Source organism: Paraburkholderia atlantica, assembly GCF_009362785.1.
GTDB lineage: Bacteria > Pseudomonadota > Gammaproteobacteria > Burkholderiales > Burkholderiaceae > Paraburkholderia > Paraburkholderia atlantica.
The window spans coordinates 181,058-201,273 of record NZ_WHNQ01000006.1; the positions used below are offsets into that span (position 1 = coordinate 181,058).

Genomic DNA, 20,216 nt, shown 5'->3' on the forward strand with positions numbered 1-20,216 from the left:
CATGAAAACGGAGCACAAACTCAGGCTGCGCCGTCGGGAATGAACACGTAGCCGAGGCCCCACACGGTCTGAATGAAGCGCGGGCTGCCCGGGTCCGGCTCGATCAGCTTGCGCAGACGCGAGATCTGCACGTCGAGGCTGCGGTCGAAGACTTCGTATTCGCGACCGCGTGCGAGCTCCATCAGCTTTTCGCGCGACAGCGGCTGGCGCGGATGACGGGCGAACACCTTCAGCACCGAGAATTCACCGGTGGTAAGCGGAATTTCCTGGCCGGCCTTGGTCAGCGTGCGGGTGGCGAGATTCAGCGCGAACTCGCCGAACTCGAACACCTCGGTGGTTTCGGACGGCGCGCCCGGCAACTCGGACGGCGACTGACGACGCAGCACCGCGTGAATGCGCGCGACCAGTTCGCGCGGATTGAACGGCTTGGGCAGGTAGTCGTCGGCACCCATCTCGAGGCCGACGATACGGTCGACATCCTCTCCCTTGGCCGTCAGCATGATGATCGGCGTGCGGTCGTTGCTGCCGCGCAGACGCCGGCAGATCGACAGGCCGTCCTCACCGGGCAGCATCAGATCGAGCACCAGCAGATCGAAGCGCTCGCGCACCCAGAGCTTGTTCATTGACGGCGCATTTTCGGCGACGTAGACGTTGAAGCCCTGCTCGCCGAGGTAGCGGCGCAGAAGATCGCGCAGGCGTGGATCGTCGTCGACGACGAGGATTTTCGAAGGGTTTTTGGTTTCCATGGTCGGCATCTTAGCGCGATTAGAAAGTGGTGCGCGGTTACACCATTTCTGGGGTTACAGTCGGTTACAAAATTTACCCGCGGCGTGGCGCGACGTAAAGTATGCGCGTTTAGACTCCTTTACTGAATGCGGCTGTTCGGTGGATACTTCACTCGACAAAACTCTCGTACCCGGCTGTTACCGGGGTTTGTATACGCATCTGAGGTAGCCGGTTGCCGCGCCACGAAGGGAACAACATGAAGGGAGGGGTTTGGCCAAATGTGCGCCTGAGCGTGATTGCACTGGCGGTTGCCGGTACGCTCGCAGGCACACTGAGCCCGACGCTCGCCCATGCGCAGCCGTCCGCGGATAGAGCGGCGAGCGAGCATGCGCCCCGCTCCGGCAATGGCAAAGCCACCCACCGCAACCCGAACATCGATCGTCCTGCTTCAGACGTGATGTTGCGCACCGCGGTTCCCCCTGATCTCGATCAACGTCGCCGTGACGGGCATATGACGCCCGAAGAGCGTCGGCTGTTGCGGCAGCACATCGAAGACGCCGTGCGCGAGTTGTACAAACGTTAATCCCAGCGCGCGCATCGTCGCGTGAACCATCCTGTTGCATCTTCAGCGTCAACTTCCTGATCCGCTGCTCCGTGGAGTCGCTAGCATCCGCTCGAGATTTCACGCGAAACGGATCAGCGTCGGCGAACCTTTTCAACGTATGGGATGAGCGTCGCGCGTTGAGTGCCAGCAGCAAAGCGATATCGCCGCCTTCCGACCGGGTGTTGTAGCCCGAGCGCATCACATGGAGGCCGCATCAGCGTCGCGAGCAACAAATGCTGATCGGACAGCGTTACGAACTATTACCTGCAGGGCGGGTGCGCGAAAGTGTTGAACACACCTTCGCCGCTCACCGAACCCATGACGCTTTTCTGGCACAACCCCTTCGCGTCAGGGCAGGACCAAGCCCGCATCCGGAATTGATGGCGCGGCTGAATCTGCTGTTGAGATCCCGATATGCAGCGACGTGCTGCGCGCGAATCAGGGGCGACGACGCCGAGAAGACCGTGCGTGATCAAACCAGCGCGTTCGATGGCTGCCACGTACTCGATATCCTGCTCGGTCCGTGACCGTGACGTTCGTCACAGCGAAGCTTTGGCGCGAGTTCATCTACGACATGGTGGACCAGGCCGCATTCGCTGTCGGCTACGACGGCACCTCGCCGTTCGCCGCGCCGATTCGCGCGCCTGGCGAGAACCTGTTCTATCCGTGGAACGTCAAAGGATGGCTGGCGGCGCGTCGTCGTTGATCAACAGCTCGAAGCTGCTCGCGCAGCCCGCCGCTGCAGCGCGTCATGGCGCGCAATAGCCAGAGTGGCGTACGCTTTGACATCGCGATTTGGCTCCCGCATAGGCAACGGGCGGCGGCACACCACGCGCCGGCATGATCACAACGAGGTGCGGCATGAAACGACGCAGCTTTCTGTCGATGAGCGTAGCCGCCGGCGCATCGATGTGGTTGCCTCGCGCGATCGGCGCGGAGGATGCGAAGGCTGCGCAGCGGCGGGATGCATCGAAAGCGCCGGTTGTGCCGGGGCGCGGTTACGACAATCTGCTGATCCTGATCGAACTCAAAGGCGGCAACGACGGATTGAACACCGTGATCCCGTTCGCCGATCCCGCGTACTACACGCTGCGCAAAAACATCGGCATCAAACGCGAACAGATGATCCAGATCGACGAGCGCACCGCGCTGCATCCCGCGTTGCAGCCGTTGATGCCGTTGTGGCGCAGCCGGCAACTCGCAATCGTGCAGGGTGTCAGCTACGCGCAGCCAAACCTATCGCATTTCCGTTCGATCGAGATCTGGGATACCGCGTCACGCTCCGATCAATATCTGCGCGACGGCTGGCTCACGCGCGCGTTCGCGATGAGGCCGGTGCCCTTCGGTTTCGCGGCCGACGGCGTCGTGATCGGTAGCGCCGAGATGGGGCCGCTCGCAAATGGCGCCCGCGCGATTGCGCTGGTCAATCGCACGCAGTTCGTCAGGGCCTCGCGAGTCGCGACGCCGATGCCACAGTTGAAGACCGCGATTCCGGGCGGCGCGTTTGGCGGTTCGATCAAAACGGCGATGCAGGTGCTGGCCGCTTCGGACACCCTGAGGGTGATCGCTGCCGGACGCGCGCCACCGGAGCAGCCGTTGAGCGGAAAAGGCGTGGCCGTGATCCGGCTAACGCTGAACGGTTTCGATACGCACCAGAACCAGCCTGGACAGCAGGGCGCGTTGCTTCAACAGTTGGCGGAAGGCATCGTGGCGATGCAGGCCGCGCTCGTCGAGTTGGGCCGGTGGCACGAGACGCTCGTGATGACGTATGCGGAGTTCGGGCGCAGTCCGCGCGAGAACGAGAGCAACGGCACCGATCACGGCACGGTGGCGCCGCACTTCGTGACGGGTGGTCGCGTGAAGGGCGGTTTGTATGGCGTGCCGCCGATGCTTGCGCGGCTCGACGGAAATGGCAACCTGCCTGTTGGCGTTGATTTTCGCCACATTTATGCGACGGTGCTCGGGCCGTGGTGGGGGTTGGACGCATCGACGATTCTGCAGCAGCGGTTCGAGCCGCTGCCGCTGCTGCGGGCGTGAGCGAATGGGCGCGAATCGGCGCGCCTCGCTGTCAGGCTACTTCGCGCGCCACGCGATCCAAAGCTTACGGATCGGCGTCAGCGCGATACGTTGATGCAGCACGTGATAACCGTCGCGCTCGATTTCATCGAGCAAGGCCAACGCGAGCGCCGCGAGCGCGAGCAGCGTGCGCTGGGCGCGCCGGGCTCTGGCGGGCACCGCGGCGAGCGCGGTCTGCACTGCGTCGCGCGCGCGATGCGTCTCGAAGCGCATCAGCTCGGTGAACGCGTCGGTGTATTTGCGGTTGATCAGATCGGCGGCGGTGACGTTGTAGCGCTGCATCTCGTCGATCGGAACGTAGATGCGGCCGTGCCGCGCATCGTTACCGGTTTCGGCGACGAACTGCGCGAGCATCAGCGCCTCGCCGAGGGGAGCGGCCCACGTCGACGCTTGCGCGGCATCGTCGGCCGATCCGGCTGCCGCGGCGCGCGACACCAGCGACGCGAAATTGCCGCCGACCCCGCGCACATAGCGATGCAGGTTCGGATAGTCGAGATAGCGTGCCTGGTCGAGATCCATCTCGAAGCCCGCCAGTAATTCCTGTAGAGCAGGATACTCGGCCCGCGCGTCGGGCAGATAGGCCGCGAGCGCCTTGGATACCGGATGCGACGGCGACCCCGCGGCGAGCGCGGCGATTTCTTTCTGCCACCACGCGAGCTTCGTGCGGCCGACCGCCGGATCACTCGTCTCCTTGACCGTTTCCTCGAATTCGCGACGCAATGCGAAGAGCGCCGTCAACAGCGGCTGACTGGCTGCGCGCGCCTGGCGAAGCGCATAGTAGGTGCTCGATCCTGGGGGCGCCGCTTTCTGCTGGCAATAGTCGTCGAAATTCACGGGATGAGAGTGTGGGAAAGGGCTGGCGAGAAGGGCGCTGGCGCCCGTCTCGACGAGCCGAAAATTGTAGCATCGGCGCCGCGCGCGCAGATACCGCCGGGTGCAGACAAGCGCGAATCAATCGGTTAGAATCTCGCGCTTACGCTTTCAGGCACGTGTTTGGCGCGCGTGGAAGTGCACAGGACAATCGGGCACGACGCATCGCGGCGTACCCGGCTGCGAGGGTGGCGAAATTGGTAGACGCACCAGGTTTAGGTCCTGACGCCCGCAAGGGTGTAGGGGTTCGAGTCCCCTCCCTCGCACCATTTATTGGTAGTCAATAAAAAACCCCGTCGAGTCTTCGGACCGGCGGGGTTTTTTCTTTGTTGCACGGTCTCTGCAAGGCCGCAGTGTTGCCCCGCGGCCTGCCATTGCGAGAACGCGAATCAGGCGCCCGGTGTTCCCGGCGTTTGCTGCGAGCCCGGCAACTCCGCTTGCGCGGCACCTTCGAGGAAGCGGCGGGTCGACTCGAACGCCTGCAGCATTTGGTCCGGCCACGGCGTTTGCAGCATCACGGCCTGATGATTTTCAAATGCCGACGACAGCAGTTTTGCCAGTTCCGGCGAACGAAGATGACGCAGCACGACGCTGACCGCGATCGCGGTTGCCTGGCTCGCGCCGGCGGTCTGGAGTTCCGACGCGGTGAGTGCCGCGACCTGTTTGTTGATGTCCACTGAAACGTCCCTGGATGAAAAAGAGGGTGAAGGCGCGTTGGCCAATGCTCAATTTTGACACGCGCCGCCCAATGCCGTGAGGCGGCGCTCTTCAAACATGGCCGGTTCGTCTCGCGCCATCACTCCCGCGCGTTCATCGCGCGGATCACCTTGTCGAGCGCCGCGCCGAACGCGGCCCTTTCTTCTTCGTCGAGACAGTCGAACATATCGCCGTTCCACTTGCGCGCGATCGGCATCACCTTGCGATACAGCGCGCGACCTTCCTGCGTCAGCGAGACCAGCACGACGCGGCCGTCCGCGGCGCTCGTCTCGCGCTGCACGAGTCCCTGCCGGATCAGCGCTTCGGCTGCGCGACTCGCCTGGCTTTTGTCCAGATTGGCATGGCGTGCCAGCTCCATGATCGAGAATGGTCCGAACGATCCCACCGACGCAATCACACGCGCTTCAGGCAGCGTTACGCCGAGCTTCGCCGCGTAGCGCGCGCTGATGCCGCGCTCGGCCAGTTTGTTCAAAACATGCAGACGATACGTGAGGAACTGCTCGAGCCCGGCTTTGGCGGAGTCCTTCATGGTCACCCCGTGATGAGTGGAACGGTCGTGGCGCTGTGATTGTTGCGGCAACCGTTTCGCGGGTCAACGCACGCCGTATTTCAGGCGCGTCAGCTGCTCGGCCTCGTTGGCGAGCAGGCGCGCTGCGTCGCGAATCGCGACGTCGAGCGTGATCGGCCCGGGCGCCGGCGAAAAGCAGCCGCTGAAGTGTTCGGCGAGACGCGGCAGCGCGGCGGGGTCGACCGCGCCGGACAATAGCGTGGCGGGCACGCCCGCGGCTCGCGCATGCGCGCACGCAATGAAGGGCGCCTTGCCGTGCAGCGTCTGTACGTCGGAGCGGCCTTCGCCGGTGATCAGCCAGTCGGCGCCGGCGAGCGCTGCGTCGAGGCCGATTTGCCGCGCGACGGTTTCCGCGCCCGGCTCGAACTGCGCGCCGAGCATGTGCAACGCGAAGCCGAGACCGCCCGCCGCGCCCGCGCCCGGCAGCTCGCGCGCGGTGCGGCCGAGCGCGGCTTCGAGCAGATCGGCGAAGCGCGCGAGCGCGGCGTCGATCGGAGCGACCTGTTCGGGCTTCACGCCTTTTTGCGGTCCGAAGACGGCGGTCGCGCCGTGCTCGCCGGTCAGCGGATTGTCGACGTCCGACATACCGACGAACTGCGTGTCGGCAAGCCGCGCGTCGAGCAGGGACGCATCGACCCGCGCCACGCGCGCCAGCTGCTCGGGCGTGCCTTCGAGGGCGTTGCCTTGCGCGTCGAACAGTTGCAGGCCGAGGCCGGTCAGCAGGCCGGCGCCGCCGTCGTTCGTGCTGCTGCCGCCGAGCGCGACGAAAAATCGCCGCACGCCGGCGTCGAGCAGCGCGCGAATCGCTTCGCCCATGCCGCGCGTGCTGCGCGCCTCGACCGGCACGCTCATGCCGACGGGGTCCGTAATGCCGACGATTTCCGCCGTTTCGATGATTGCGCTGCCGTCCGCGAGCAAGCCCGTGAGCGCCGCGCGCGTCGGACCGGCCGCGCCGCGCACGCTAAGCGTGCGGCGCTCGCCGCCGCTCGTGAGCATTGCGTCGAGCGTGCCTTCGCCGCCGTCAGCCATCGGACAAATGCGCACGCTGGCGTCGGCGCGCGCGCGCCGGATGCCGGATGCAATCGCCTGCGCGACCTGTTCCGCGCTGAGCGAGCCTTTGAATGAATCGGGAGCGATGACGACGACAGGCGAGGGCGACGAATTCGGCATGGTATCTCTGAGAGGTTTGAGTCGTTGTAAGCGGTTGCCGGAGCGGACGAAGCGACCGGCTGCGGAAGACCGGCGGTGGCGGCCCGACCGAGTGCGTTAGCTTATCAGCATGGGGGCGTCGGCTGAATATGTCGAAAGGCATAGGCGGGATCGCTGCAAACTGGCTAGCCACGCCAGCGGCAAACAGCGCTCGCTGTGCCAAAACTACCCGAAAATGACCCTCAAAACGCGCAGAATGCAGGGAAAACTCGATGCATTCATCGAATCCCGGCTAGGCGCGCAAATAGTTTGCTAAAATATTCGGCTCTTTGGACTCAACCGTGCTGCCGGCGGCCTGCAAGCCCGCGGCGCAGGTGCGTGATCGATGCAATCGGCGCAAATCGATGCGAAGCGACATCGACGGGCAGCACGGAGAAGATAACTGATTCGCTCGAATAATTTTAGGACGATTGAAGCCATGGCTAACGTTGTTGAAAACCTCGGCAAGCTCGAACGCCGCGTGACGATTTCCCTGCCGAAGGATGCCGTGCAGAAGGAAGTGGATTCGCGTATCCGTCAACTCGCGAAGAACGTGCGCATGCCGGGTTTCCGCCCGGGCAAGGTGCCGCTCAAGATGGTGACGCAACAGTATTCGGGCCAGGTGGAAGCCGAAGTGCTGAGCGACAAGGTCGGCAAGGAATTCTTCGACATCAGCCGCGCCGAAAACCTGCGTGTCGCGGGTCAGCCGAGCTTCGCGCCGAAGACCGACGCCGCTGAAGGCAGCTACGCGTTCGACGCAACCTTCGAGGTGTATCCGGAAGTGAAGCTGGGCGACGTCGCCACGGCGGAAATCGAGCGCACCACGACCAGCATCAGCGAAGCGGAAATCGACCGCACGCTGGACATCCTGCGCAAGCAGCGCGTGCACTTCCACGCTCGCGGCGAAGCCGGCGAGCACGGCGACGGCGGCGCGGACACGGCCGCCAAAGACGGCGACCGCGTGACGGTCGACTTCGTCGGCAAGATCGACGGTGAAGCATTCCAGGGCGGTAGCGCCGAAGACTTCAGCTTCGTCCTCGGCGAAGGCCGCATGCTGCCGGAATTCGAAAAAGCGGCGCTTGGCCTGAAGGTCGGCGAAGCGAAGGAATTCGACCTGAAGTTCCCGGACGACTACCACGGCAAGGAAGTGGCGGGCAAGACGGCGCAATTCACGATCACGATGAAGAAGATCGAATGGCCGCATCTGCCGGAAGTCGACGGCGAATTCGCGAAGTCGCTGGGCATCCAGGACGGCGATCTGACCAAGATGCGCGCCGAAATCAAGGACAACCTCGAGCGCGAAGCGAAGCGCCGCACGCAAGCCATCGTCAAGAACCAGGTGATGGACGCGCTGCTGAAGATTTCGGAACTCGACGTGCCGAACGCGCTGATCGAACAAGATCAGGAACGCCTCGTCGCGATGGCTCGCCAGGATCTGGAGCAGCGTGGCGTGCCGAACGCGAAGGACGCGCCGATCCCGGCTGCGATGTTCAAGGAGCAGGCTGAGCGCCGCGTCAAGCTGGGCCTCGTGTTGGCCGAACTCGTGAAGGCGAATGAACTGCAGGCGAAGCCGGAGCAGATCCGTGCCGAAGTCGACGAATTCGCGAAAAGCTACGAAGACCCGAAGGAAGTCGTCCGCTGGTATTATTCGAACCAGCAACGTCTTGCTGAAATGGAAGCGTATGTCGTTGAAGCTAACGTCGTCGAATTCGTCCTCAGCAAGGCCAAGGTGACGGACAAGGAAGTGAGCTTCGAGGAACTGGCAAGCGCAACGGCGCAAGCGTAAGCGTCGCTGCAACGGCGTGCCGGCTGTCGGAGCGACCGACGGCCCGCACGCCGTTTTTTTGCGCCGCAACAATGTGTGACGTATCGGACCCGGTCGTACGTCGCACATCAAGACGGCACTTGAATACGGGCTCGTCGCACCAACCTGTGTCCAGCAGCTAATATTCAGAATATTTCCAGACAAGGATCCATTGCATGACCTTTCGCGCCCAAATGCTGGACACGTTGACCTCCCAGTCGTCCCGGGATCTCGAAGCGCAGGCACTCGGTCTGGTGCCGATCGTCGTGGAAACGAGCGGCCGGGGCGAGCGTTCGTATGATATTTATTCGCGTCTGCTGAAGGAACGCATCGTGTTCCTCGTGGGCGAAGTGAACGACCAGACAGCGAATCTGGTGGTTGCGCAGATGCTGTTTCTCGAAAGCGAGAATCCGGACAAGGACATCTACTTCTACATCAACAGCCCGGGCGGCTCCGTGTCTGCCGGTATGGCGATCTACGATACCATGCAGTTCATCAAGCCGGACGTCTCGACCCTTTGCATGGGCCTCGCGGCGAGCATGGGCGCGTTCCTGCTCGCGGCCGGCGCGAAGGGCAAGCGTTTCGCGCTGCCGAATTCGCGCGTGATGATCCACCAGCCGCTGGGCGGCGCGCGCGGTCAGGCATCGGACATCGAAATTCAGGCGCGCGAAATCCTGTACCTGAAGGATCGGCTGAATCATCTGCTCGCGCATCACACCGGTCAGCCCGTCGAGCGTATCGCGCGGGACACCGACCGCGACAATTTCATGTCTGGCGATGACGCGCAGGCGTACGGCCTTGTCGATCAAGTGGCGCACAAGCGTCCTTGATCTGGTACGGTTTTGCCACGCTGTTTTGCCCATTGTTGCGGCAAAACCGTCATCGGGCCGGTGGTGAATGTTCAACTTCCGTCCGGGCGTCTGCGGCAAGCGCCGTTATCGTGCTCACTAGCCCTGCCGCGCCCAAACTGCGTGGTGGGGGCAAACGGCGTATTATGTAATCCGGTGTCCGGAGGCTCACACATCTATGGCGGACAAGAAAGGTTCTAACAGCGAAAAGCTGTTGTATTGCTCGTTTTGCGGCAAGAGCCAGCATGAGGTCAAGAAACTGATTGCTGGCCCGTCGGTATTCATCTGCGATGAATGTATCGATCTATGCAACGAAATCATTCGTGACGAGGCTGCAGGCGCGGGCATCGAGGCGGGCTTGTCCAAGTCCGACCTGCCGACTCCGCAGGAAATTCGCGAAATTCTCGACCAGTACGTGATCGGTCAGGAACGCGCGAAGAAAATCCTCGCTGTCGCGGTCTACAACCACTACAAGCGTCTCAAGCATCTCGACAAGAAGGATGAAATCGAGCTGTCGAAGAGCAACATCCTGCTGATCGGTCCGACCGGCTCTGGCAAGACGCTGCTCGCGCAGACGCTCGCACGCCTTCTGAACGTGCCGTTCGTGATCGCCGACGCGACCACGTTGACGGAAGCCGGCTATGTCGGTGAAGACGTCGAGAACATCATTCAGAAGCTGCTGCAGAATTGTAATTATGAGGTGGACAAGGCCCAGCGCGGCATTGTCTACATCGACGAGATCGACAAGATCAGCCGCAAGTCCGACAACCCGTCCATCACGCGCGACGTGTCGGGCGAGGGCGTCCAGCAGGCTCTACTGAAGCTGGTCGAAGGCACGATGGCGTCGGTGCCGCCGCAAGGTGGCCGTAAGCATCCGAACCAGGACTTCATCCAGGTCGATACGACCAACATCCTGTTTATTTGCGGCGGCGCTTTCGACGGTCTGGAAAAAGTCATCGTCGACCGTACCGAGAAGACCGGCATCGGTTTTGGCGCCAGCGTGAAGAGCAAGCAGGACCGCGACGCGGGCGAAGTGTTGCGTGAAGTGGAGCCGGAAGATCTGATCAAGTTCGGCCTGATTCCAGAACTGATCGGCCGTCTGCCGGTAGTCGCCACGCTCGGCAAGCTCGACGAAGCCGCGCTGATGAAGATTCTCGTCGAACCGAAGAATGCGCTGGTCAAGCAGTATCACAAGCTCTTCAGTATGGAGCGAGTCGAACTGGAAATTCGTCCAGCCGCGCTGCAGGCCGTGGCGCGCAAGGCGATCCGCCGCAAGACCGGGGCGCGAGGCCTGCGTTCGATTCTGGAACAGGCGTTGCTCGATGTGATGTACGACCTTCCGCAAATGAAAGGTGTCAGCAAGGTCATCATCGACGACAACGTTATCGACGGCGACGGCAAACCGCTGCTGATCTACGAAGACGCGCCGAAGGTCGCGGGTTCGAACTGATCGGCTTTCGAGTTCTGCAAAAAGCCGTTCATGGCGACGTGAACGGCTTTTTCGTTTATCGTGTGGTCAGGCTGGTTGTTCTCAACTATGGAGTCACTGAACCTTCGGAGTCACTGAACTTTTCCCACACGCGGAGGCTTGCAATATTTTCTGCTGGCCTCACCTATCGAACGAACTGATTCCACTCATGGGGAAATGAAATGTCAGGAACCCAACTCCTCCCGCCGGAACGCATTACGCTGCCGCTGCTCCCGCTGCGCGACGTAGTCGTATTCCCGCACATGGTGATTCCGCTCTTCGTAGGCCGCCCGAAGTCGATCAAGGCTCTCGAAGCAGCGATGGAAGGCGGCAAGCACATCATGCTCGTCGCCCAGAAAACGGCTGCGAAAGACGAGCCGACCGAAAAGGACATGTACGAAGTAGGGTGTATCGCCAACATCCTGCAGATGCTGAAGCTGCCTGACGGTACCGTGAAGGTGCTCGTCGAAGGCTTGCAGCGCGCGAAGACGCTTTCCATCGAAGAACAGGAAACGCAGTTCTCGTGCGAAGTCATGCCGCTCGAACCCGACCACGCCGACAGCGCTGAAACCGAAGCGCTGCGTCGCGCGATCGTGTCGCAGTTCGACCAGTATGTGAAGCTGAACAAGAAGATCCCGCCGGAAATCCTGACCTCCCTGTCGGGTATCGACGAAGCCGGACGTCTCGCGGACACGATCGCGGCGCATCTGCCGCTCAAGCTCGATCAGAAGCAGCACATCCTCGAGATGTTCCCCGTGATCGAGCGACTCGAGCATCTGCTCGCGCAACTCGAAGCCGAGATCGACATCCTGCAGGTTGAAAAGCGCATCCGTGGGCGCGTGAAGCGTCAGATGGAGAAGAGCCAGCGCGAGTACTACCTGAACGAACAGGTCAAGGCGATCCAGAAGGAACTCGGCGAAGGTGAAGAGGGTGCGGACCTCGAGGAACTCGAAAAGCGCATCACCGCTGCCCGCATGCCGAAGGAAGCGAAAAAGAAGGCCGACGCGGAGCTTAAGAAGCTCAAGCTGATGTCGCCGATGTCGGCGGAAGCGACGGTCGTGCGCAACTACATCGACACGCTGATCGGCTTGCCGTGGCGCAAGAAGAGCAAGGTCAACAACGATCTGTCGAATGCCGAGCGCGTGCTCGACGAAGACCACTTCGGTCTCGAGAAGGTGAAGGAACGCATTCTCGAGTATCTCGCGGTCCAGCAACGTGTCGACAAGGTCAAGGCACCGATCCTGTGCCTCGTTGGGCCTCCGGGTGTCGGTAAGACTTCGCTCGGCCAGTCAATCGCGCGCGCGACGAACCGCAAGTTCGTGCGCATGGCATTGGGCGGCGTACGCGACGAAGCCGAGATTCGCGGCCACCGCCGTACGTACATTGGTTCGATGCCGGGCAAGATCCTGCAAAGCCTGACCAAGGTCGGCGTGCGCAATCCGCTTTTCCTGCTCGACGAAGTCGACAAGATGGGCCAGGATTTCCGCGGCGATCCGTCGTCGGCCCTGCTCGAAGTGCTCGATCCAGAACAGAACCATACGTTTGCCGATCACTACGTCGAAGTCGATTTCGATCTGTCGGACGTGATGTTCGTTGCGACGTCGAACTCGTTGAACATTCCGCCGCCGCTGCTTGACCGGATGGAAGTGATCCGTCTGTCTGGCTATACGGAGGACGAGAAGGTCAGCATCGCGCAGCGTTATCTGTTGCCGAAGCAGAAGAAGAACAACGGCCTCAAGGATGGTGAGGTCGATGTGACTGAATCCGCGATCCGCGACATCATTCGCTACTACACGCGTGAAGCGGGCGTGCGTTCGCTCGAGCGTGAAGTGTCGAAGATTTGCCGCAAAGTCGTGAAGATGCTTCTGCTGAAGAAGGCGGAGGGCGCAGTGAAGGTCGACGGTAGCAACCTCGACACGTTCCTCGGCGTGCGCAAGTACGACTTCGGTCTGGCCGCGAAGGAAAATCAGGTAGGCCAGGTCACGGGTCTCGCGTGGACGGAAGTGGGCGGTGATCTGCTGACTATCGAAGCCGCAGTGATGCCGGGCAAGGGTAATGTGATCCGCACGGGTTCGCTCGGCGACGTGATGAAGGAATCCGTCGAAGCGGCGCGCTCGGTGGTGCGTTCGCGTTCGCGTCGTCTTGGCATCAAGGACGAAGCGTTCGACAAGCAGGACATTCACATTCACGTGCCGGAAGGCGCGACGCCGAAAGATGGTCCCTCGGCCGGTATCGCGATGACGACCGCGCTGGTGTCGGTGTTGACCGGTATTCCGGTGCGCGCCGATGTCGCGATGACGGGCGAAATCACGTTACGTGGCGAAGTCCTGCCCATCGGCGGCCTGAAGGAGAAACTGCTCGCGGCGCATCGCGGTGGCATCAAGCTGGTGCTGATTCCGGAAGAAAACGTCAAGGACTTGACGGAGATTCCGGACAACGTGAAGAACGCGATCGAAATCGTGCCGGTCCGCTGGATCGACAAGGTGCTCGAACTTGCGCTCGAACGTGTGCCGCAGGCGTTGCCGGAAGAAGAGCCGAAGCCTTCGGCGCCGGTTGGGGCCGAGCCGGGCAAGGATGCTGCGACGGACGTCGTCAAGCACTGAGGTCCGAAGCGCATCAGAATCCGCTGACGCAAAAGCGTTCTACAGCACGATTGTTCGCTGAAACAGAAAACCCGCGGTCAAGGCCGCGGGTTTTTTATTGCCCGCACGACTTTGTCGCTGGCCGCATCGCCAGTTTTGCCGCTGCAACATACTGCGTCGAAAGTGCCGCTCTAAAATCACCCCGATCAGGCTCAACCCCGGTTGACACAAGGGTTTCGGCCGCTTCTAATGGGGCGGCCTGGCGTTATATAACGCCGGCCGCGTGACGGGAGGTGCTGGAAAGCACTGTCACGATTGCCAATAAACATTCACGGGGGTTTTGAATGAACAAGACGGAATTGATCGATCACATCGCACAGCAAGCCGACATTTCGAAGGCTGCGGCGGGCCGTGCACTCGATGCAGTCATCGCCGGCGTCAAAAGCACGTTGAAGAAGGGCGGATCGGTCACGCTGGTCGGCTTTGGCACGTTCGCGGTCGGCAAGCGCACCGCGCGCACCGGCCGCAATCCGCGCACGGGCGCTGCGATCAAAATCAAGGCGGCAAAAGTTCCTAAATTTAGGCCTGGCAAAGCGCTGAAGGATGCGCTAAACTAACGGGCTTGCTGCTTGAGGAAATTGCTTGACCCGATTGCATAATGATTGATCGGGAGGGCGGCGGCAAGGCAGAAAACACACATCAAGCCCTGAATCACGAAACGGGTGCTTAGCTCAGTTGGTAGAGCGGCGCCCTTACAAGGCGTAGGTCGGGAGTTCGAGCCTCTCAGCACCCACCAGTTTCAGATTCGGCGGCCGTGTTTTTCAGTAGCAAGAGCGCAGTAAAAGGAGTGGTAGTTCAGTCGGTTAGAATACCGGCCTGTCACGCCGGGGGTCGCGGGTTCGAGTCCCGTCCACTCCGCCAGTATCCACGAAAGGCGAACTCCGGTTCGCCTTTTTTGTTGCCCGCTGAGGTAAGATCGGGCGTTCTGTTTTTGGCATCCCTCACGCATGCTCGATTTTTTCCGCAATCACCAACGCCTGATGATGTTCATGCTCATCCTCGTCATTTTGCCGGGGTTGGGTTTCGTGGGTATTCAGGGTTTCCGCGGCTTCTTTGACGAAAGTGCAAACGTCGCAAGCGTCAACGGTCACAAGATCACCCGCGTCGAATACGACGACGCAATGCGTCAGCAGATCGACAGGGGGCGTCAGATGCTCGGCGCGCAGTTCGACATGAAGGCGTTCGACACACCGGAGCGCCGCCGCCAGATGCTCGACGGCATGATCGAGCAGCGCGTGCTCGCCGACGAAACGCAGCGTCTGCATCTGACCGCGTCGGACGACGCGGTGCGCCGTGCGCTGCTGTCCGATCCGGTAATTTCGTCGCTGAAGAATCCCGACGGTTCGATCGACCTCGAGCGCTACAAGCAGTTGCTCGCGATGCAGGGCATGACGCCCGATCAATACGACGAGCGGATGCGCTACAACCTCGCGATGCAACAGCTGCCCGCGAGCATCGCGGCGAGCGCGTTCACGTCGAAGACGCTTGCGCAGCATCTGAGCGAGCTCGCGCAGCAGCAGCGTGAAGTGCAGGGCATCGCGTTCCATCCGCACGATTACGAGGCGAAGATCCAGCCGACCGACGCGCAATTGCAAGCGTATTACGACGCGCATCGCAACGACTTCGCGACGCCCGCTACCGCGGCGATCCAGTACCTGGTGATGTCGCCGGCCACGCTGGGCGCATCGGTGCAGCCCAGCGACGCGGACCTGAAGAAGTACTACGACGACAGCATCGCCCACTTTCGCACCGAAGGCGAAGTGCGCGCGAGCCACATCCTGATCGCGGCACCGAAGGACGCGAGCGCGGCCGACAAGGCCAAGGCGAAGCAGAAAGCCGAGGAGTTGCTCGCGCAGCTCAAGGCGCATCCGGACCAGTTCGCACAGATCGCGCAGCAGAGCTCGCAGGACCCGGGTTCGGCATCGAAGGGCGGCGATCTCGGCTACTTCGGCCGCGGCATGATCGCAGGCGGCCAGGCGTTCGACGACGCGGTGTTTGCGCTGAAGAAGGACGAAATCAGCGGCATCGTGCAGACCGACTTCGGCTTCCACATCGTCAAGGTCACCGATGTAAAGCCTGCGGTCACCAAGTCGTTCGACGAGGTGAAAGACCAGATCGCCAGGGAGGTGAAGACGCAACTGGCGAGCAAGGCGTTCACCGACAACTCCGAAGGCTTCACGTCGCTCGTCTATGAAAAGGCGAAGAGCCTGCAGCCGGCTGCGGACAAGTTCAAGCTGCCGATCCAGACCGCAACGGTCACGCCGCAGCCGGACGCCAAGCTGCCGCCCGACAGCCCGCTGAACAATCCCAAGTTCCTCGCGGCCGTTTTCGCAAACGACTCGGTATCGGCGCACAACAATACGCAGGCCATCGACGTCGGCAACAACACGCTGATCGCCGCGCGCGTGACCGACTACAAGCCCGCTGCCGTGCCCGCATTCGACGCGGTGAAGGACACGGTGCGTCAGAAGGTGATCGCCGACCAGGCGAACGAAGCGGCGCACAAGGACGGCGCTGCGAAGCTGGCCGGGTTCGAGAAATCGAAGGCGACCGCCGGTTTCTCGTCGCCGCTGAAGGTATCGCGCAATGACGCGCAGGGCGTGCCGCCTGCCGCTCTGAGCGCGATCTACAAGGTCGATGCGCAAAAGTTGCCGGCTTACGTCGGTGTCGATCTCGGCGACGACGGCTATGCGATCTATCGCGTGAACCGGATCGTGCCGCCCGCGGCCACCGACGCGCAGCATCTCGCCGTCGCGCAGCAGCAGATCGCGCAGGTGGACGCGCAGTCGCAGGCCGAAGCCTATCTGAAGGCGCTGCGCGAGCGCTCGAAGGTGCAGTTCTACGGCACGCTCGACAGCGCCGCACAGACGGCCGACCAGTAAGCCGCCGTTAGCATTACCTGCCGGTCAAAGGAAAAGCCCCGCAAATGCGGGGCTTTTTTTATCTACAGCCAAGGCGACAGTTTCACAGACAGCCGCTGATCGCGCCGGTAGCGTTGCTTGCGTCAGCGCCAGCGCCGCCGGCGCGGAAGCCGACCCACGTGCCCTTGCCGCTATACGACGGACGGACCACGGCGGCCGCGCCGTTAGGCGGCTGCTGGCCCGGGACGTAGACGTCCATGGCCTGATCGTTGGCGAGGATACTTTGCGAAACGACCTGCTGCTGCGAGCTATCCGCCCATTTCTGCGCGATGCAGGTTGCGACGGCGCGAGGCGGCTGCTGGCTTTGACCCACCGACTGAACGCCGGCCGGCGGTTGAGCCGCGCAGGCCGAGATGGCAACAGTCAAAGCGATTAACGGTAAGTATTTCAACGTTATCTCCTCAGAGGTCGCTCAAGAATGAGCCGGGTGGCACGGAACGGCCCATGTGTCGAACGGCTCGGCGATCCGTGCTCCCCCAGGTTCCGGAAACAAGTCGTTAGCAGGTGTTTCAGTGCGGCGAACTTGTGCGAAGGAGTGGCTTGACAGTGGGCCACACGTTGTTGAGTAGCAGCGGCTGTGCCTGCTGCGTCGGGTGGATCTGATCGGCCTGGAACATATCCGGTTTATCCGCGATGCCGGCGAGCAAGAAAGGCACGAGCGGCACATGGAATTCCTTCGACAGCTGGCCGTAGAGGCCGTGGAACTTTTGCGTATAGTCCGGGCCGTAATTGGGCGGCACGTACATGCCGACGAGCACGACCTTCGCGTGGCCTTGCTGCGCCTGTTCGATGATCGTGCGCAGATTGGCCTCGGTCGTCGACAGCGGTACGCCCCGCAATGCGTCGTTGGCGCCGAGCTCGACGATCACGATGCTCGGCTTGAGCCGTTCCATCAGCGCGGGCAGACGCGCGCGCCCGCCGCTCGTCGTGTCGCCGCTGATGCTCGCATTGGCGACGCTATAATCGATGCGCTCTTCGGCCAGACGCTGACGCATCAACGCGACCCAGCCCGTATCGCGGGGCAGCCCGTACTCGGCGGAGATGCTGTCGCCGAGCACGACGATCACCGGCTTCGCGGGTTCGGGCGCATTCGCCGCATGAGCCTGCAACGGTAACGAAACCAGCGCGGCGGCCATCATGGTCGCGCCGAATGCCGCAGCCAGCGCCGCGGCGCGAGGGACGATGGCGCGCACTTTCAACCTACGCTTCACCATGCCAAACAGAACTGATCCAGTCATTGAAGTGCGGGGTTTGTGCAAGAGGGTTAAGGATGCGACGGGCGAACTGACGATTCTCGATGACATCGATCTAGCCATCGATGCCGGCAGCAGCGTCGCGATCGTCGGTGCATCCGGATCGGGCAAGTCTACGCTGCTCGGCCTGCTCGCGGGATTGGACAGCGCGAGCGCGGGCTCGGTTCGGCTGCTCGGCCGCGAACTCGGCGAACTCGACGAAGACGGGCGCGCCGCATTGCGCAGCGGCGCGGTTGGCTTCGTGTTCCAGTCGTTTCAGTTGATGCCGCATCTGACCGCGCTCGAAAACGTCACGCTGCCGCTCGAATTGCAAGGCGGCATCGGCACACGCGAGGCCGCCGCACGTGCGCGTGAACTGCTCGAACAGGTGGGGCTCGGGCAGCGCACCGGTCACTATCCGAAGCTGCTGTCGGGCGGCGAGCAGCAGCGCGTCGCTCTCGCGCGCGCGTTCGTCACACGCCCGGCGATCCTGTTCGCCGACGAACCCACCGGCAGTCTCGACGCGGCCACTGGCCACGCGGTCATCGATCTGATGTTCGAGATGAATCGCGCGCACGGCGCGACGCTCGTGCTCGTGACGCATGACATCGAACTCGCGCGGCGTTGCGATACGACGGTGACGATCGAAGCGGGGCGGCTCGCTTGATGATCGTGCGGCTCGCGAGCATGCTCGTCGTCGAAACAAAAACAAAGCGGGCCGTAGCCCGCTTTGTTTTGTCTCTGGCGCACTATCGCGCGCTTCAAACTTCCACTCAGCGCTTTAACGCAGCGCGCGCCCGCGCGATCAACGCCGACGTCGACGAATCATGCTTCTTCACGTCGGCACTCGCCGCACCCAGATCGGCCTCGACCACCTTGCCGAGGATCTTGCCGAGTTCGACGCCCCACTGATCGAACGGATTGATGTTCCACACCGACGCCTGCACCAGAACCTTGTGCTCATAAAGCGCGATCAGCGCGCCGAGCGTGCGCGCGGTCAACGCGTCGAGCAGCAACGTCGCGGTCGGGCGGTTGCCGGGGAACGTCAGGTGCGGCGCGAGCTCCGGCTTGTCGGGGCCGGCCACCGTCTTTGCTTCCTCGAGCGTGCGGCCCAGCATCAGCGCTTCGCTTTGCGCGAAGCAGTTCGCGAGCAGCTTCGGATGATGGCTCGCGAGCGGATGCTCGGGCGTCAGCACGGCGATGAAATCGATCGGCACGATCGTCGGGCCCTGGTGCAGCATCTGGAAAAAGGCATGCTGACCGTTGGTGCCGGGCTCGCCCCACGTGACCGCTGAAGTCGCATAGTCGACCATCGCGCCGTCGAGCCGCGCGGACTTGCCGTTGCTTTCCATTTCGAGCTGCTGCAGATACGACGGCAGGAAATGCAGCGCCTGCGAATACGGCGCGACCAGATAGCTTTGCGAGCCGAAGAAGTTGCGATACCAGATGCCGATCATGCCGAGCAGCACCGGCAGGTTCTTGTCGAGCGGCGCGGTACGGAAGTGCTGGTCCATCTCGTTGGCGCCGGCGAGCAGTTCGTCGAACTGTTGCGGGCCGATCGCGATCATGATCGACAGACCGACGGCCGACCACAACGAGTAGCGTCCGCCGACCCAGTCCCACATCGAGAACACGTTCTCTTTCGCGATGCCGAACTTGACGACTTCGGCCGTATTCGCCGACACGCCGACGAAGTGCTTCGCGAGCGCGCTTTCCGGGCAGCCCTTCTGGATGAAAAAGTCGCGCAGCGAGCGCGCGTTGGTCATCGTCTCCAGCGTCGTGAAGGTCTTCGACACGATGATCGCGAGCGTCTCCTCGGGATCGATCTGCTGCATCACGTTGTACAGATCGGCGCCGTCGACGTTCGACACGAAGTGCGTCGAGATCTCGGGCGTCGCCAGGTGATGCAGCGCATGCACGACCATCTTCGGCCCGAGATCCGAGCCGCCGATGCCGATGTTGACGACATAACGAATCCGCTTGCCGGTGTAGCCGGTCCATGCGCCGCTGCGAACCTGCTCGGCGAACGCGGCCATTTTCTTGCGCTCGGCCTGCACGTCGGCGAAGAACGGCGCCTTCGGGTCGGTTGCGCGCAATGCGGTGTGAAGCGCGGCGCGGCCTTCGGTCGGGTTGACGACCTCGCCCGCGAACATCGCGTCGCGGCGCTTTTCGACGCCGGCTTCGCGCGCGAGTTGCACGAGCAGTTGCAGGGTTTCATCGGTGATGCGGTGCTTCGAGAAATCGGCTGCGAGACCGCCGCCCGCGAACGTGAAGCGCTCGGCGCGCGTGGGAGCGGGATCGTTCTCGGGGGCGAACCAGTCGCGCAGATGCGCATCGCGAATCGTGTCGTAATGCGTCTGCAGCGAGGACCAGGAGGGGAGCGAGTTCTGGGTCATAGCGTCCGTCTAACCAAGGGGCACGAAGGAAGGCGCGCGCATGAAGCGCGGCCGAGAATGATGCGGCGATTCACTCAGAGCAATGCCACGCGGGCCGGTTCGCGAGCGGGTTCCGACGATACTTCGCGAAGCGGATGAGCTTCGCGAAAGCGCCAG

Annotated in this window: 19 protein-coding genes and 3 tRNA genes; 14 read left to right on the top strand and 8 right to left on the bottom strand. The window is 62.4% G+C overall.

Features of this window, described 5'->3' with window-relative positions:
• Positions 1-20: 20 nt before the first annotated feature.
• Entirely contained in the window at positions 21-755 is a 735-nt protein-coding gene (ompR, locus tag GCT19_RS11525; protein ID WP_006048917.1) for an osmolarity response regulator transcription factor OmpR, read from the bottom strand.
• A gap of 227 nt (positions 756-982) precedes the next feature.
• Between ompR and GCT19_RS11530 the strand changes: the two genes are divergently transcribed.
• The 4 genes from GCT19_RS11530 to GCT19_RS11540 all read left to right on the top strand — a co-directional run bounded on the left by GCT19_RS11530 (position 983) and on the right by GCT19_RS11540 (position 3,367).
• The gene (locus GCT19_RS11530; protein ID WP_026228017.1) at positions 983-1,309 is read left to right on the top strand and encodes a hypothetical protein; all 327 of its coding nucleotides are present in this window, start codon (positions 983-985) and stop codon (positions 1,307-1,309) included.
• 254 nt (positions 1,310-1,563) lie between these two features.
• On the top strand, positions 1,564-1,857 hold the full coding sequence (locus GCT19_RS11535; protein WP_152852001.1) for a hypothetical protein: 294 nt from the start codon (positions 1,564-1,566) through the stop codon (positions 1,855-1,857).
• 2 nt (positions 1,858-1,859) lie between these two features.
• Positions 1,860-2,036 (top strand): hypothetical protein, encoded by a 177-nt coding sequence (locus tag GCT19_RS42695; RefSeq protein ID WP_193727396.1) that lies wholly within the window; start codon positions 1,860-1,862, stop codon positions 2,034-2,036.
• Between the two features lie 155 nt (positions 2,037-2,191).
• Positions 2,192-3,367, top strand: a complete 1,176-nt coding sequence (locus GCT19_RS11540; RefSeq protein ID WP_152852002.1) for a DUF1501 domain-containing protein — start codon at positions 2,192-2,194, stop codon at positions 3,365-3,367.
• Positions 3,368-3,403: 36 nt separating this feature from the next.
• Here GCT19_RS11540 and GCT19_RS11545 read toward each other — a convergent pair whose 3' ends face one another.
• Complete coding sequence (locus GCT19_RS11545; protein ID WP_018432023.1) at positions 3,404-4,240, bottom strand: squalene/phytoene synthase family protein; 837 nt, start codon at positions 4,238-4,240, stop codon at positions 3,404-3,406.
• A gap of 218 nt (positions 4,241-4,458) precedes the next feature.
• Here GCT19_RS11545 and GCT19_RS11550 point away from each other — a divergent pair.
• A tRNA-Leu gene (locus tag GCT19_RS11550) sits at positions 4,459-4,545 on the top strand.
• 120 nt (positions 4,546-4,665) lie between these two features.
• Here GCT19_RS11550 and GCT19_RS11555 read toward each other — a convergent pair.
• The 3 genes from GCT19_RS11555 to GCT19_RS11565 all read right to left on the bottom strand — a co-directional run bounded on the left by GCT19_RS11555 (position 4,666) and on the right by GCT19_RS11565 (position 6,731).
• Positions 4,666-4,953 carry a hypothetical protein gene (locus GCT19_RS11555; protein WP_018432022.1) on the bottom strand — a complete coding sequence of 96 codons (288 nt, stop codon included), beginning with the start codon at positions 4,951-4,953 and terminating at the stop codon, positions 4,666-4,668.
• Between the two features lie 119 nt (positions 4,954-5,072).
• Positions 5,073-5,522 carry a MarR family winged helix-turn-helix transcriptional regulator gene (locus GCT19_RS11560; RefSeq protein WP_152852004.1) on the bottom strand — a complete coding sequence of 150 codons (450 nt, stop codon included), beginning with the start codon at positions 5,520-5,522 and terminating at the stop codon, positions 5,073-5,075.
• A 63-nt stretch (positions 5,523-5,585) separates the two neighbouring features.
• Complete coding sequence (locus GCT19_RS11565) at positions 5,586-6,731, bottom strand: glycerate kinase (protein WP_152852005.1); 1,146 nt, start codon at positions 6,729-6,731, stop codon at positions 5,586-5,588.
• Between the two features lie 457 nt (positions 6,732-7,188).
• Between GCT19_RS11565 and tig the strand changes: the two genes are divergently transcribed.
• The 8 genes from tig to GCT19_RS11605 all read left to right on the top strand — a co-directional run bounded on the left by tig (position 7,189) and on the right by GCT19_RS11605 (position 16,393).
• Positions 7,189-8,535: a trigger factor gene (tig, locus tag GCT19_RS11570; protein ID WP_018432019.1), complete on the top strand. Its 1,347-nt coding sequence runs from the start codon at positions 7,189-7,191 to the stop codon at positions 8,533-8,535.
• Positions 8,536-8,729: 194 nt separating this feature from the next.
• The gene (gene clpP, locus GCT19_RS11575; protein WP_013089401.1) at positions 8,730-9,383 is read left to right on the top strand and encodes an ATP-dependent Clp endopeptidase proteolytic subunit ClpP; all 654 of its coding nucleotides are present in this window, start codon (positions 8,730-8,732) and stop codon (positions 9,381-9,383) included.
• 196 nt (positions 9,384-9,579) lie between these two features.
• A complete protein-coding gene (gene clpX / locus GCT19_RS11580; RefSeq protein ID WP_013089402.1) occupies positions 9,580-10,851 on the top strand; it encodes an ATP-dependent Clp protease ATP-binding subunit ClpX in 1,272 nt (423 codons plus the stop codon).
• A gap of 200 nt (positions 10,852-11,051) precedes the next feature.
• Positions 11,052-13,472, top strand: a complete 2,421-nt coding sequence (gene lon, locus GCT19_RS11585; RefSeq protein ID WP_018432018.1) for an endopeptidase La — start codon at positions 11,052-11,054, stop codon at positions 13,470-13,472.
• Positions 13,473-13,795: 323 nt separating this feature from the next.
• Positions 13,796-14,068, top strand: coding sequence for an HU family DNA-binding protein (locus GCT19_RS11590; RefSeq protein ID WP_008923411.1), 273 nt, complete (start codon positions 13,796-13,798; stop codon positions 14,066-14,068).
• A gap of 103 nt (positions 14,069-14,171) precedes the next feature.
• Positions 14,172-14,247 (top strand) — tRNA-Val (locus tag GCT19_RS11595).
• A 48-nt stretch (positions 14,248-14,295) separates the two neighbouring features.
• Positions 14,296-14,372, top strand: a tRNA-Asp gene (locus tag GCT19_RS11600).
• 86 nt (positions 14,373-14,458) lie between these two features.
• The gene (locus tag GCT19_RS11605; protein WP_152852006.1) at positions 14,459-16,393 is read left to right on the top strand and encodes a SurA N-terminal domain-containing protein; all 1,935 of its coding nucleotides are present in this window, start codon (positions 14,459-14,461) and stop codon (positions 16,391-16,393) included.
• An 82-nt stretch (positions 16,394-16,475) separates the two neighbouring features.
• Here GCT19_RS11605 and GCT19_RS11610 read toward each other — a convergent pair whose 3' ends face one another.
• Entirely contained in the window at positions 16,476-16,823 is a 348-nt protein-coding gene (locus GCT19_RS11610; protein ID WP_026228016.1) for a hypothetical protein, read from the bottom strand.
• Between the two features lie 118 nt (positions 16,824-16,941).
• Positions 16,942-17,646, bottom strand: a complete 705-nt coding sequence (locus GCT19_RS11615) for an arylesterase (protein WP_018432015.1) — start codon at positions 17,644-17,646, stop codon at positions 16,942-16,944.
• Between GCT19_RS11615 and GCT19_RS11620 the strand changes: the two genes are divergently transcribed.
• Positions 17,645-18,331, top strand: a complete 687-nt coding sequence (locus tag GCT19_RS11620) for an ABC transporter ATP-binding protein (RefSeq protein WP_026228015.1) — start codon at positions 17,645-17,647, stop codon at positions 18,329-18,331. The two genes, GCT19_RS11615 and GCT19_RS11620, sit on opposite strands and share 2 nt — an antisense overlap.
• Positions 18,332-18,437: 106 nt before the next feature.
• Here GCT19_RS11620 and pgi read toward each other — a convergent pair whose 3' ends face one another.
• Complete coding sequence (pgi, locus tag GCT19_RS11625; protein WP_152852007.1) at positions 18,438-20,060, bottom strand: glucose-6-phosphate isomerase; 1,623 nt, start codon at positions 20,058-20,060, stop codon at positions 18,438-18,440.
• Positions 20,061-20,216 lie beyond the last annotated feature (156 nt).

What these genes read in the sequence shown, in the direction of transcription:
- clpP (WP_013089401.1), top strand. Translation starts at nt 8,730, where the DNA reads ATGACCTTTCGCGCCCAAATGCTGGACACGTTGACCTCCCAGTCGTCC.
- clpX (WP_013089402.1), top strand. Translation starts at nt 9,580, where the DNA reads ATGGCGGACAAGAAAGGTTCTAACAGCGAAAAGCTGTTGTATTGCTCG.
- GCT19_RS11540 (WP_152852002.1), top strand. Translation starts at nt 2,192, where the DNA reads ATGAAACGACGCAGCTTTCTGTCGATGAGCGTAGCCGCCGGCGCATCG.
- lon (WP_018432018.1), top strand. Translation starts at nt 11,052, where the DNA reads ATGTCAGGAACCCAACTCCTCCCGCCGGAACGCATTACGCTGCCGCTG.
- GCT19_RS11620 (WP_026228015.1), top strand. Translation starts at nt 17,645, where the DNA reads ATGCCAAACAGAACTGATCCAGTCATTGAAGTGCGGGGTTTGTGCAAG.
- GCT19_RS11565 (WP_152852005.1), bottom strand. Translation starts at nt 6,731, where the DNA reads ATGCCGAATTCGTCGCCCTCGCCTGTCGTCGTCATCGCTCCCGATTCA.
- GCT19_RS11560 (WP_152852004.1), bottom strand. Translation starts at nt 5,522, where the DNA reads ATGAAGGACTCCGCCAAAGCCGGGCTCGAGCAGTTCCTCACGTATCGT.
- ompR (WP_006048917.1), bottom strand. Translation starts at nt 755, where the DNA reads ATGCCGACCATGGAAACCAAAAACCCTTCGAAAATCCTCGTCGTCGAC.
- tig (WP_018432019.1), top strand. Translation starts at nt 7,189, where the DNA reads ATGGCTAACGTTGTTGAAAACCTCGGCAAGCTCGAACGCCGCGTGACG.
- GCT19_RS11590 (WP_008923411.1), top strand. Translation starts at nt 13,796, where the DNA reads ATGAACAAGACGGAATTGATCGATCACATCGCACAGCAAGCCGACATT.
- GCT19_RS11605 (WP_152852006.1), top strand. Translation starts at nt 14,459, where the DNA reads ATGCTCGATTTTTTCCGCAATCACCAACGCCTGATGATGTTCATGCTC.
- GCT19_RS11530 (WP_026228017.1), top strand. Translation starts at nt 983, where the DNA reads ATGAAGGGAGGGGTTTGGCCAAATGTGCGCCTGAGCGTGATTGCACTG.
- pgi (WP_152852007.1), bottom strand. Translation starts at nt 20,060, where the DNA reads ATGACCCAGAACTCGCTCCCCTCCTGGTCCTCGCTGCAGACGCATTAC.
- GCT19_RS11615 (WP_018432015.1), bottom strand. Translation starts at nt 17,646, where the DNA reads ATGGTGAAGCGTAGGTTGAAAGTGCGCGCCATCGTCCCTCGCGCCGCG.
- GCT19_RS11535 (WP_152852001.1), top strand. Translation starts at nt 1,564, where the DNA reads ATGCTGATCGGACAGCGTTACGAACTATTACCTGCAGGGCGGGTGCGC.